Source organism: Acinetobacter sp. ANC 4216 (genome assembly GCF_004331195.1).
GTDB lineage: Bacteria > Pseudomonadota > Gammaproteobacteria > Pseudomonadales > Moraxellaceae > Acinetobacter > Acinetobacter kookii.
Map to the genome: position 1 here is coordinate 62,832 of NZ_SJOC01000003.1, position 13,078 is coordinate 75,909.

At 45.3% G+C, this 13,078-nt stretch carries 11 protein-coding genes; 4 read left to right on the forward strand and 7 right to left on the reverse strand.

Going from position 1 to position 13,078, the window contains the following annotated elements; genetic code table 11:
* Window positions 1–8: 8 nt before the first annotated feature.
* The 6 genes from mlaD to dxs all read right to left on the reverse strand — a co-directional run bounded on the left by mlaD (window position 9) and on the right by dxs (window position 7,875).
* Window positions 9–680: an outer membrane lipid asymmetry maintenance protein MlaD gene (gene mlaD, locus E0H88_RS03025; RefSeq protein ID WP_131273050.1), complete on the reverse strand. Its 672-nt coding sequence runs from the start codon at window positions 678–680 to the stop codon at window positions 9–11.
* A complete protein-coding gene (gene mlaE / locus E0H88_RS03030; protein WP_092820732.1) occupies window positions 680–1,459 on the reverse strand; it encodes a lipid asymmetry maintenance ABC transporter permease subunit MlaE in 780 nt (259 codons plus the stop codon). Before mlaE ends, mlaD begins: the two co-directional genes overlap by 1 nt.
* Window positions 1,456–2,274, reverse strand: coding sequence for an ABC transporter ATP-binding protein (locus tag E0H88_RS03035; protein ID WP_131273051.1), 819 nt, complete (start codon window positions 2,272–2,274; stop codon window positions 1,456–1,458). Before E0H88_RS03035 ends, mlaE begins: the two co-directional genes overlap by 4 nt.
* 387 nt (window positions 2,275–2,661) lie before the next feature.
* Window positions 2,662–4,482: a DEAD/DEAH box helicase gene (locus E0H88_RS03040; RefSeq protein WP_092820730.1), complete on the reverse strand. Its 1,821-nt coding sequence runs from the start codon at window positions 4,480–4,482 to the stop codon at window positions 2,662–2,664.
* Between the two features lie 540 nt (window positions 4,483–5,022).
* Window positions 5,023–5,853 carry an inositol monophosphatase family protein gene (locus E0H88_RS03045; protein ID WP_131273052.1) on the reverse strand — a complete coding sequence of 277 codons (831 nt, stop codon included), beginning with the start codon at window positions 5,851–5,853 and terminating at the stop codon, window positions 5,023–5,025.
* 114 nt (window positions 5,854–5,967) lie between these two features.
* Window positions 5,968–7,875, reverse strand: coding sequence for a 1-deoxy-D-xylulose-5-phosphate synthase (dxs, locus tag E0H88_RS03050; RefSeq protein WP_131273053.1), 1,908 nt, complete (start codon window positions 7,873–7,875; stop codon window positions 5,968–5,970).
* 310 nt (window positions 7,876–8,185) lie between these two features.
* Here dxs and ribA point away from each other — a divergent pair, with 310 nt between their 5' ends.
* Window positions 8,186–8,788, forward strand: coding sequence for a GTP cyclohydrolase II (ribA, locus tag E0H88_RS03055; protein ID WP_131273054.1), 603 nt, complete (start codon window positions 8,186–8,188; stop codon window positions 8,786–8,788).
* Window positions 8,789–8,872: 84 nt separating this feature from the next.
* Here the strand turns inward: ribA and hemN are convergent, their stop codons facing one another.
* Window positions 8,873–10,240 (reverse strand): oxygen-independent coproporphyrinogen III oxidase, encoded by a 1,368-nt coding sequence (hemN, locus tag E0H88_RS03060; protein WP_131273055.1) that lies wholly within the window; start codon window positions 10,238–10,240, stop codon window positions 8,873–8,875.
* A gap of 273 nt (window positions 10,241–10,513) precedes the next feature.
* On the opposite strand from hemN, the gene hemF reads away from it, so the two are divergent.
* From hemF to aroE, 3 genes are all read left to right on the forward strand, one after another.
* Window positions 10,514–11,458 carry an oxygen-dependent coproporphyrinogen oxidase gene (gene hemF, locus E0H88_RS03065; RefSeq protein ID WP_131273056.1) on the forward strand — a complete coding sequence of 315 codons (945 nt, stop codon included), beginning with the start codon at window positions 10,514–10,516 and terminating at the stop codon, window positions 11,456–11,458.
* A gap of 280 nt (window positions 11,459–11,738) precedes the next feature.
* On the forward strand, window positions 11,739–11,948 hold the full coding sequence (locus E0H88_RS03070) for a hypothetical protein (protein ID WP_252151976.1): 210 nt from the start codon (window positions 11,739–11,741) through the stop codon (window positions 11,946–11,948).
* A gap of 162 nt (window positions 11,949–12,110) precedes the next feature.
* The gene (gene aroE / locus E0H88_RS03075) at window positions 12,111–12,899 is read left to right on the forward strand and encodes a shikimate dehydrogenase (protein ID WP_131273057.1); all 789 of its coding nucleotides are present in this window, start codon (window positions 12,111–12,113) and stop codon (window positions 12,897–12,899) included.
* Window positions 12,900–13,078: the final 179 nt, after the last annotated feature.

Genomic DNA, 13,078 nt, shown 5'->3' on the forward strand with positions numbered 1-13,078 from the left:
TCTCAAAATTACTCAACAAATGAAGTTTGCGCATCTTCTGTTGATTCAGTTGATGTATTTTCTTCCGCCGCCTTCGCTGATGACTTGCCCGCACCGCCAGTAATGAACTTGCTGATCAAATCCTCAAGATCCATGGTGCCTTGGGTATTGGCAATGCTTTCACCACGTTTGATATAGTTCAGGCCACCACCTGGTACCACTTTCAAATATTTTTCGCCCAATAAACCATTGGTGGCAACCATAATGTAAGCATCTTCATCAATACTGGTGATGGAGTTCATGTTAGCAACAAGTTGCTTTTCCATTTCTTTTTGTTTCGAAGGAGCCGCTTCGCTGTATTCTGTGCTATAGCGCAATTCTTCCAAAGCATTGGCTTGAACCTTTTTCAGCTGTTCTTTGTTAAAAGAAGTCAACTTGCCGTCCAGGTCAAAATGTACCGTTGCCAAACGTGACACCGGATCAAGGGTAATATCGGTAACACGGCCAATCGTGACGCCACTCATGGTCACTTTGGCACGCGGTTTCAGGCCGTTGACGTTGTCAAAACTTGCGGTCATGCTATAGCTGTCACGCAGGTTGGTTCCCATCAGGCCACTGACTTTCATGGCCAGGAAAAATAACGCAATACCGGTCAGAATGACAAAAATACCTACGGCCAGCTCACTTGCACGTGATTTCATTAAACACCTCCAAACATGACCGCAGTCAACACAAAATCAGAACCTAAAACACACAATGAGGAATACACCACTGTTCGGGTAGTCGATGTTGCAATTCCTTCTGACGTTGGTACACAGGCATAGCCTTGATAGACCGCAATCCAGGTACAAAGCAATGCAAAAACCAGGCTTTTAATAATGGTCCCGTTGAAAATATCTTTATAGAACTGCACGCTATTTTGCATGCCACTCCAGAAAGAACCCTCATCTACCCCTAAAAAATCGACGCCGACCATTTTACCGCCCATGATGCCAATCGCACCAAAAATAATCGATAACATCGGCAGGCTGACAATTCCGGCCCATAAACGCGGTGAAACAATCCGTTTGAGTGGATCGACCCCAATCATTTCCATACTGGCCAGCTGTTCTGTGGCTTTCATCAGGCCAATTTCAGCCGTTAAAGCCGAACCGGCACGTCCTGCAAACAGTAATGCCGCCACTACAGGAGCCAGCTCTCTTAATAATGTTAGAGATACCATGGTGCCCAGCATGGCTTCCGAGCCAATATTGACCAAAATGGAATAACCCTGTAAGCCCAGCACCAAACCAATAAATAAACCCGATACGGCAATAATCAGTAAAGACATCACGCCTACCCGGTACATTTGGTAAATAAACAGTTTGACCCCAAGCCAGGTCGGCATGGAAAACAGGATTTGCAGCAACATCTGGGTTGCCACGCCAATCCCCTGAACGCGTTCAATGACGCGTTTACCTAATGAGGCAATAGCATTCATGAATGCACCTCATCACTTAAATAAGCCTTATGGCTAAATTGATAATCGACAGGACCTTCAGCAGCACCGGTTAAGAATTGACGCACAAATGCCGATTCATGCTGCTTTAATTCAGCAGGCGTCCCCTCACCCTGAATTACACCCTCAGCAATAATATAGATGTAGTCGGCAATTGATAAGGTTTCCCCCACATCATGCGACACAATAATCGTGGTTAAATCCAGAGCTTCACGCAAGGTACGAATTAAACGCGTAAGTACGCCTTTTACAATCGGGTCTTGGCCGGCAAAAGGCTCATCATACATGATCAGTTCCGGATCAAGCGCAATTGCACGTGCCAGGGCCACACGACGGTTCATCCCGCCTGAAAGTTCTGCAGGCATGAGCTTTTCGGTACCGCGTAAGCCTACCGATTCCAGTTTGAGTGCCACCAGCTCTGCAATAAGATGTTCAGGAAGCTGGGTATGCGCACGTAACGGAAAAGCCACATTTTCATAGACGCTCATATCGGTAAACAAGGCACCACTTTGAAAAAGCATGCCCATACGTGCGCGCGCAGTAAATAATTCCTGACGCGACATATGTGCAATACTTTTACCGTCCAATAGAATTTCACCGTGCTCTGGTGCCAATTGACCACCAATCAAACGGAGCAGAGTCGTTTTCCCTGTACCTGAAGGTCCCATAATGGCGGTAATCTGACCACGCCGAATCTTTAAACTGACATTATCGAAAATGACACGTTTCCCTCGTTTAAAGCTCAAATCATTGACTTCAATCCAAGATTGAGCTTGTTGAGGCATTTGATTATTCATAGCTGAGGGTTTTCCTGCATTTTTTCAGCATGCATACTATAAAGGATTCGGGTTTAAAATGTTACCTTTAGATAAAAAGCAACCAATTTACCATAATTTTTAATTTTTTTAATTGTCGTCAGTTATTTGAACCAGCAAGAGACCGGGTTACAGAAAAGAATTATAGATATAGTATGCGATGTTACTGAGTAATAAAATTAAACCAATATAAGGCATAATCACCTCTTGATTAAAATTCCCAACATAGTCATTAGATTCATTATTCATATTTAACAGAATTAAAACAAACTATGATCCAGTATACATTTTTATTCGACAAGGTCAAAGATTAATCCCATAAAAAAACCGGTGTTTCCACCGGTTTTTTACTACCTAAATCTAACGTTATTAGTCGTTAAATTTGCGACGTGGGCGATCTTCACCAAAACTGCGCTTAGGACGATCTTCACCAAAGTTGCGTTGTGGACGGTCACCAAAATCACGCTTAGGACGGTCACCGAAACTGCGTTGCGGACGGTCACCATTGAATTCGCGACGTGGACGGTCACCACCTTCACGCGCCGGTTTATAGTCTACGCGGTTGCCACGGTTGTCATCGTTAGAACGCGGTTTGTCACCAAAGCTGCGTTGCGGACGATCACCGAAGTCACGACGTGGACGATCTTCACCGCCAAAGCTACGTTGTGGACGATCACCGAAGTCACGACGTGGACGATCTTCAAAACCACCTTCGCGACGTGGACGATCGCTGTTGAATTCACGACGTGGACGATCTTCGAAAGAACGTTGCGGACGGTCGCCATTAAATTCACGACGCGGACGGTCGCTGTTAAATTCGCGACGTGGACGGTCTTCACCAAATGAAGGACGTTCGCTGCGTGGTTTGTCATCATAGCTGCGACGTGGACGATCTTCACCGCCTTCACGACGTTTGAAGTTGCTTTCACCTTCAAAACGACGACCGCCACCGAAACCGCCACGGCCACCACGACCGCCGTCACGACGACCACGACCGCCATCACGGCTACCACGTGCAGGAGGTGGAGATGGCTCAAGACCTTCAATTTCAGAAACGTTTAAACGCGTTTCCAAATAATCTTCCAAAGCACGGATTTTGCCGCGTTCACGGTAAGTTGCCAAAGTAATGGCTTTACCAGTACGACCCGCACGGCCGGTACGACCAATACGGTGTACATAATCTTCATTCTTCATTGGAAGACCGAAGTTAATTACGTGCGAAATGGTTGGTACATCCAGACCACGTGCTGCAACGTCAGTCGCAACCAGGATTTTTGCACGGCCTTCACGAATACTGCGTAAACGACGGTTACGTACGGTTTGTGGCATCGCACCGTGAAGTGCTACAACAGATAGACCCGCTTCTGAAAGTTCTTCAGCCAGCATGTCGGTATCTTCTTGAGTAGAAGCAAATACTACTGCCTGATCCAGATCTTCTTCATTTAACCAGTGGGTAAGCAATTTTTTCTTGTGCTCGAAACCATCAGTCCAATGTAAAGTCTGAGTGATGTCAGTATTGGTTGAATGACCTGTTTCAATTGCAATACGTTCAGGATCATTCATCATGCGTTCAGCAAGATTAATGATACGTGGTGCAAATGTTGCAGAGAACATTAAGGTTTGTGTACGGTTAACCGCTAAATCACTGATGGCTTCCAGGTCTTCAGAGAAACCGAGGTCAAGCATACGGTCAGCTTCATCGACAATTAATGAATCTACTTTATCCAGTTTAATTTGACGACGGTTAACCAGGTCAAGCAAACGACCTGGAGTCGCTACCACAACCTGTGCGCCTTTTAACTGCTGGATCTGTTTACCGAAAGGCATACCGCCCATGATCGCAGCAACACGAACGCCTTTCATATGACGAACGAATGCAATCGCATCCTGACATACTTGTTGTGCAAGCTCACGCGTCGGTGAAATTACCAAAATTGACGGTTGAGTAATTGCTTTCATACGTTCTTTAAACGGTACGAAAGTGTCTTGATTTGCAAGCGCGTTCAAAGTCGGAAGCAGGAATGCAGCTGTTTTACCAGAACCGGTTTGGCTTGATACTAAAAGATCTTTACCTTCAAGTGCAGCAGGAATCGCTTGTTCTTGTACAGGAGTTGGCGTAGTGAAGCCTAAGCCTTCTAGAGCCTGTGTTAACGACTCATCAAGGGAAAAATCAGCAAAAGTTTTGCTCATAGAGAGTATTCACCCGAAAATGGGTGCTCCATTTAATAAATTACAATATGGACATCGGCAAAAAGCGGCACAGCAATTAGAGCTGAAAAATATAAGAATTCAGCAGCGATCCGAATAACGACGATGTGGATATAACGCACGCATGATTACGGCCGCAAACCTGAAGGAATCGCTTAAGCGATTGGGGCGCGAAGGATATGTCCTCTCTATGGACAGGACGCGCATACAATGATTAGAAGATAATGTTCAGGTAAAGAACGGAAATTTAAGTGCGTGGCGGCATAATAACAGAACCATTTAAAAAAGTAATCATTTTTTTCGATCAAATTATGCATACATACTGTTTTTTTCAGTAACAGTCTATTTTACAACTCAATTTTGTTTAATTTTTAAGCAGTCAATATTGTAACCCTTTATATGGGTAAACATACGGGCAAATGGATGCTATCCGGCATTTTCATGCCATCAGGAATTTAATTCAAAAATAAAAAAGCCCTCACAAGGAGAGCTCTTTTGTCATGTCACTCGTTTCAATCGATCTTACTTGGCTGCATCACCCCAAGCTGGAACAACAGCTTGCATTAAAGGTTTCAGCATTTTCATAGAGCAAGCAAGTACTTGACCATTTTCCATAGAATCGGCACCACCACGTGCATCCACTACAGTACCACCTGCTTCTTTCACGATTAACTCGCCTGCAGCGATATCCCAAGGTTTCAAGCCAAGTTCAAAATAACCATCCAAACGGCCTGCAGCTACATACGCCAAGTCTAATGCAGCAGAACCTGCACGACGGTATTGTGCACCCGCTTCAGTTACGTTTAATAATGAATCGAAATGGTTTTTTGCATAAGAAATCACTTCACCGTTACGTTTAGCACGGTAAGCATGACCTACGGCAAGGAAAGTATTTTGCAGGCTGTCTTTGACATTTACGCGAATACGGCGTTGATTCAACATTGCACCGCGACCACGACTGGCAGAGAATAACTCGTCTTTCACAGGATCATAAATGACACCGTGTTGAGTCACACCTTTGTGCTGAACAGCAATAGAAATACAGAAATGCGGGAAACCGTTAATGAAGTTTAAAGTCCCATCCAGCGGATCGATCACCCAACACCAGTCGGCGTCGTGACCTTTACCTTCTTGCAGACCAAACTCTTCACCAAGGAAGCTGTGGTTTTTATAGCTTTTACGTAGCGTATCGATAGTCAACTGTTCCAAATAACGGTCTACACGCGTTACCGGACCATCAATCCCTTTTTCTTCGACTTGTAGATCGAGTTTATGACGATTTTGATGCGCTTTTAAAAGCTCTTGACCAACTAATTGAGCCGCACGCGCAGCCATCACCACCATAGGTTCCATTGAACACCCATTACAATTTGAAGATATTGATAAAGAATAATGCATAAAAGCCCTCGCATTTTAGCAAATACGAGGGCTTTTAGGGAAAAAATGTTTCTAAAATTTTTAAGCCGATCAGGACACCGACTGCACAAGTTTTGACCAGGCCAATTCAATTGATTTTTCAATGCCTTTGGCATCCAGTTCGGCCTGTTGCAGCATCTGTGCATGCGAAGCCTGGTGCATGAAGATGTCTGCCAGCCCTAAATTCAAGATTGGCTTAACAATTTGTGCCTGAGCAAGATATTCGTTTACCGCACTGCCTGCACCTGCCATCACGGCATGTTCCTCAACCGTGACAAATAAACTGGTTGTCGCAGCCAGCTGTTCAATGATCTGCTCGTCCAAGGGTTTAACGAAGCGCATATTCACCACACGCACTCCCACCTCATGGCTAGCGGCGAGTGTTTGTGCTGCTTCTACCGCCACACTGACACGGCTACCGAATGCCAGAATGCTGATCTGGTCTTCTTGAGATTCATTAAAACTGGCCACAATTTCTGCTTTGCCAATCTCCAAAGCCGTCATTTGTTGCTGAATTTCCACGCCTACCCCATTGCCACGCGGGTAACGCACCGCTGCGGGACCATTGTATAAATAAGCAGTATGCAGCATCTGACGACATTCATTTTCGTCTTTAGGCGCCATGATCACCATATTCGGGACAGTACGCATAAAGGCATAGTCATAAGCTCCGGCATGGGTCGGGCCATCTTCACCCACCAGCCCGGCACGGTCGATGCCGAAAGTAACATCCAGATTTTGCAAGGCTACGTCATGAATCAACTGGTCATAACCACGTTGCAGGAAAGTCGAATAAATCGCCACGACCGGTTTTAAACCTTCGCAGGCCATCCCTGCTGCCAATGTTACGGCATGCTGTTCGGCAATCGCCACATCAAAAAAGCGTTCCGGGAATTGTTTGGCAAACTGCACCATGCCTGAACCTTCACACATAGCCGGCGTAATGGCCAGCAAACGCTGATCTTGAGCGGCTTCATCACAGAGCCATTGTCCAAACACATCGGAATATTTCGGTGCTGGATTGCTTGAAGATGCAGCATTTAATTTGCTGATGGCATGGTATTTAATCTGATCGGCTTCCGCAGGCGCAAAGCCTTTACCTTTTGTGGTATAGACATGAATTAAACGCGGACCTTTACGTTTTTTCAGGGCATTAAACACTTGCACCAGCTGATTGACATCATGACCGTCAAATGGGCCAAAATAGTCAAAACCGATAGCTTTAAACAGGTTGTCTGCAGCATCTGTTGCAGCACTGTGCAAACGTGAGTTATAGGTCCATGCTGGATGAGGCTGCACATAGGCTTCACCTTCATCCGAAACATTGACCGACTGGCCCCGTTCCCATATGGCAGCCAGATGTTTGGCAAAACCACCGGTACTGCATGAAATCGACATGTCGTTGTCATTCAGTACCACAATTAAATCAGCATCATGTGCAACGGCATCATTCATGGCTTCAAAGGCCATACCGGCGGTCATGGCACCATCACCAATAATGGATACCACTTCACATGGGTCTTTCTGGTAACGGCGCGCCAGTGCCATGCCCAGTCCCGCAGAAATGGCTGTTGAAGAATGCCCCACCCCAAAGGTATCAAATATCGATTCTTCACGTGCAGGAAAGGCAGCCAAACCGTCTTTGGCACGAATGGTGGTCAACTGTTCACGGCGACCGGTCAAGGCTTTATGCGGATAGGCCTGATGACCCACATCCCAGATCAGGCGGTCATGCGGGGTATTAAAACAATAGTGCAAAGCCACCGTGAGTTCGATCACACCCAGATTGGCACCAAAATGCCCACCGCTTTGTCCTGCTGCATACAAAATGTACTGACGTAACTCATCCGCCACTTGTTCTAGTTGGCTACGCTCGAGCAATCGTAATTGTCGAGGATGATCAATCGCATCCAGCAACGGAGTTACAGGGCGGTGAGTCGGTATTTCTGTATACAACATAAATGGCGAAGCCTTCTAAAGCCTGGCAAATCCTAAGCTAGGTCAATGGGTTTATTCGAGCATAATGATCGAATTGTATCACCTTTAAATCAGCCACATTTTTAGCGATGCAGTTTAGAGGCAAATCTCTACACTGGGTGTTTGTTCATGAGCGAGATTATCCTGAATAATCTTACTATTTATCAACCATTATCGTTCGCTTTATACAAAAAAGAAAATCTTCTGCATAAATTCATCTTTACAATTCAACTAATGTCCAATCATTCCGCTATACTTTAGCCAATTAATGAACTATTTAACGAGTTAAGCAGTGCCCATAGAATTTGTCGCGACTTCAAGATTACCAACCGCTTTTGGTGAATTTAAAATCACGGTATTTCAAGACCCTAAAACGGGCGAAGAACATGTAGCACTTTCTAAAGGTCTGGATACGCCGCCCACTGAGCCGGTATTGGTCAGGATTCATTCTGAGTGTTTAACCGGTGATGCCTTTGCTTCACTGAAATGCGATTGCGGCCCGCAACTGCAAGCCACCCAGAAACTGATCAATGAAGTCGGTCAAGGCGTGATTCTGTATTTACGTCAGGAAGGTCGCGGTATTGGACTGACCAACAAGATTCGTGCCTATGCCCTGCAAGACCAGGGACACGATACGGTGGATGCCAACTTGATGCTGAACTTGCCGGCGGATGCACGACGTTATGACATGTGTACCATCATGCTCGACCATTTGCAGGTGAAGCAGGTTAAACTGATTACCAATAATCCTTCCAAGATTCAGGCATTACAAGAACTGGGCATTGATGTGGTTGACCGTGTGCCGCTCACTGTCGGTTTAAATCCTTTCAATGCAGAATATCTAAAAACCAAGCATGAACGCATGGCGCATATGTATAAGAAAGGTGATTTTTAATCTCTTTTTTATAAATCCCTCCAAACCTCCCTTTAAAAAAGGGAGGCTTCCCCCTATTTGGTAAAGAGGGGGTTAGGGGGAGATTCAAATCGTCATCGAAAAAATCCGATTTTCCGGAACACGGCGTTTTAAACGCAAATCAAAAGCCATACAAATATTACGTACAAAAGGCTTGCCCTGTTCAGTCACGGTAATGCCCTGCTCATCAATCTGTAATAGCTGATCCTGCTGCATTTCTGCAAGTTGCAGCAAAACCTCCTCGGGCAGTTCAGGAAATTGCATCTCTTTCGATGCCCAAGATGTCGTAAAAGTACACATCAAGTTCAAGATATGCTTGCGGATAATCAAATCTTCGGCACTCAGCACATGGCCTTTGACCACTGGAATTTCATCCAGCTCCAGACGTGCATAATAATCTTCCAGTTTCTTTTCGTTTTGCGCAAAGCTGTACCAGCTGTCGCTAATGGAAGAAATTCCCAGGCCAATCATCACTTGGGTTTTGGATGCGGTATAGCCCATAAAGTTGCGATGTAAAGTCCCCTGTTTAAAGGCCTGGTACATGCCGTCTTTTTCTAGGGCAAAATGATCCATACCAATTTCATGATAACCATGCGCCAGCAGTTGTTTTTTGCCTTCTTCATAGCACTGGCGTTTCAATTCATCTTTCGGTACATCGGCATCTTTAAAACCACGCTGGCCATTGCCCTTAATCCACGGCACATGAGCGTAGCTATAAAATGCCAAACGGTCTGGCATTAAACTTTTGGTTTGATCAATGGTATTCAGAACATCTTCCAGGTTTTGAAAAGGCAAACCAAAAACCAGATCATGGGAAATGGAGGTATAACCGATTTCACGTGCCCACTCCGTGACACGCTGTACATGTTCAAAAGGCTGAATCCGGTGAATGGCTTTTTGTACCATTTCATTGTAGTCCTGCACACCATAGCTGACCCGACGAAAACCCAGATCATACAAGGTTTGCAGATGTTCACGAGTGGTATTGTTGGGATGCCCTTCAAAGCTGAATTCATGCTCGGCAGCCACCTCTGCCTTTGCCAGAATGCCCTGAATTAACTGTTGCAAATGCTCAACCGAAAAGAAGGTCGGTGTGCCGCCACCCAAATGAATTTCTTTAATTTTCGGCGTTGTTGCCAGCAACTGGCAATACAAGTCCCACTCCTTGAGCACGGCCTGAATATAAGGCTGTTCCATCTCATGCTTTTTCGTGACCCGTTTATGGCAGCCACAGAAGGTACACAGGCTTTCACAAAATGGCAGATGGATATACAGACTGATGCCTTCACTTGAGTTGGATTCATCAAAGGAACGCTTTAAGCTCTGTTTCCACAGCTCAAGTGAAAATGGCTCGGTTTCCCAGTACGGCACCGTTGGATAACTGGTATAACGGGGTCCCGGCACATTATATTTTTGAATTAAAGAACGCGTCATCGCTGCTATCCATTCTCTACTGCAACAGCCGGTTATACCTATAACCGAACCTATATTTTGCATACATATTCAACTCATTTTGCTGGGCTTGGTCATAGAATTCAACCTAGCGATCTAGTCGGAATATTTTTCAGCGACCACTTTGCATCAAAGTCTGTATAAAATGGAGGGTATCTGTTTCAATAAAAAAGCGTGCTGCATAAAAGTCCTTACTCTTTTATACAATTTATGCTTTGATGTATCTCAGTTTTCTTTTCCGCTATGAGGGCTTTGATGCAGCATCCTACATCTGCCGATATTCAACGCGTTCGCGAATTCCTGCTTGACCTGCAAAGCCGTATTTGCTCGGCACTTGAACAACAAGAACAACAAGGTGGCGGCACAGCTCAATTTGAAATTGATGACTGGCAGCGCCCTGAAGGCGGTGGCGGCCGTTCACGTGTGTTGCAAAACGGCAGCGTGATTGAAAAAGGCGGGGTCATGTTCTCGCACATCAACATTTCCAAACTTCCCGCTTCTGCCACAGAACGCCATCCGCAAATTGCCGGTGCCAAAGCCCAGGCCATGGGCGTGTCTCTGGTGATTCATCCCAAAAACCCAAATGTGCCGACTTCACATGCCAACGTACGCCTGTTCGTGGCCGAAAAAGAAGGCCAGGATCCGGTGTGGTGGTTTGGTGGCGGTTTCGACCTGACGCCTTTCTATCCCAATGATGAAGATGTTTTGGCGTGGCATCAAACAGCCCATGAGCTATGTGCACCATTTGGTGATAGGGTGTATGCCGAACACAAAAAATGGTGTGATGATTATTTCTATTTAAAGCATCGCGACGAACAGCGCGGGATTGGCGGCTTATTTTTTGATGATTTGAACCAGTGGGATTTTGAAGCCTGCTTTCAGTATATGCAGGCTGTCGGCAATGGTTATCTGCAAGCGATTGTTCCGGTCTTTCAACGCAACCAGGATAAACCGTATAGCGAAGCACAACGTGACTTCCAGCTTTACCGTCGTGGCCGCTATGTAGAATATAACCTGGTCTATGACCGTGGCACTTTATTCGGTCTGCAAACCGGTGGTCGGATTGAATCGATTCTAGTCAGTATGCCGCCATTGGCCGCCTGGTCGTATCGTCCCGAGTGGGAGGAAAATTCGCCTGAAAAACGCCTGACCGACTATTATCTCAAACCGCATGACTGGTTGACTGAACTTAAGAAATAAAAAAGTTTTGATCCCTTTTTTCCGCGCAGAAAAAGGGATTTTTCCACTGAAATACATTTTAAAACCAAATCACCACTTCAATATTTAAATAATTAAAATCAATACATTAAAATAATCAAGATATTTAACCAGTGCATTAATACAAGAAAACGGACATATTTCCTTACAGCACTAGACACGAGTGTGTCACAAAAATCGTTTAGACTGATTGACTACATTCATGACCTATACAGATTTAATCAGCATGGATAAATACAAAAAAGCATGCTGGAGGGAGAAAATGATGCTCAACACAATCTTAAATCATAAGGTGATTTTATTTTGGTCGATTGTAACCATGATCATCTGTTCAATCACCATTACCCTGCTTTCACACAATACCCTTGCGGACAGCCTGTCAATCAGCTTTACCGTATTTGCAGGTCTGGCTTTATTTTTTACTGCAGCCATGTGGCTTGAAGACCAGGTCCACGACATCTGCAATCCTTGATGCCAGATAAACGGCTCTCGTCTTCCAGTTAGATTTGAAAAAGCCGGGGCCAAACGATTTCAGCTTCTGCTGCTCTTTTTTAACTTTCCCCGTGGTGCTGGCTTTAGCCAGGGCACAAAATCACGTATATTGAATGCCATTTCCGCACACGGACCTTGTGAAATGAGCAAACAATTCGCAGTGGTTGGCAATCCAATCGAACAATCACGCTCTCCAGAACTGCATCATGCCTTTGCAGAAAAAACCGGTATTGATCTCGTCTATAGCAAACGCCTTGCTCCACTGGATGGTTTTGAAGCCAATATCCAGGCGTTCTTTGCTCAGGACGGTATGGGCCTGAACGTGACGGTGCCTTTCAAAGAGCAGGCTTTCGCAGCCTGTGCAGTATTAACCGAACGTGCCAAAATTGCCAAGGCAGTCAACACCCTCTGGATGCAAGATGGCAAGCTGCATGGCGACAATACTGATGGCCAGGGTCTGGTCAATGCCATCAAGGCCCTAGACTGGAAACTGGAAGATACTGAGCTGTTGATTATTGGTGCAGGCGGTGCAACCCGTGGGGTCGTCTATCCCCTGGTACAGGCAGGTGCGAAAAAGATCGTCATTGCCAACCGGACTTTAGCCCGTGCAGAACAACTGGTGGCCGATTTGAAACCCGCTGTGCCGCAAGCCACCCTTGAAGCCATTTCATTAAATGATCTGGCAGGCAACTTCGACATTGTCATTAATGCAACTTCGGCAAGCTTGACCGGCGATGCCCTGGTTTTACCTGAAGCTTTACAGTTTAAGCATGCCTATGAAATGGCCTATGGCAAGCCGTCCAGCTTTTTAGATCAGGCCAAAGCCCGCGGTGTTCCGACTTCCGAAGGTTATGGCATGCTGGTGGGACAGGCAATCGAATCTTTTTCGATCTGGAACGGGGTCAAGCCTGAACTCAAAGATTTTCTTTAAATGGTAGGAATCAAATAATTGAAAAGAAGTAAATCACTGCTTCTTTTCAGTTTTTATCGGTATAAATGGCTCACCATTGGATTTTATGACATCTGTCCTGATTTAACCATCTTCCTTCTAAGAAAAAGAGGAAATCCGTTGCCTTTATGTCAAAAATTACAATAACATGTTTATTTAAT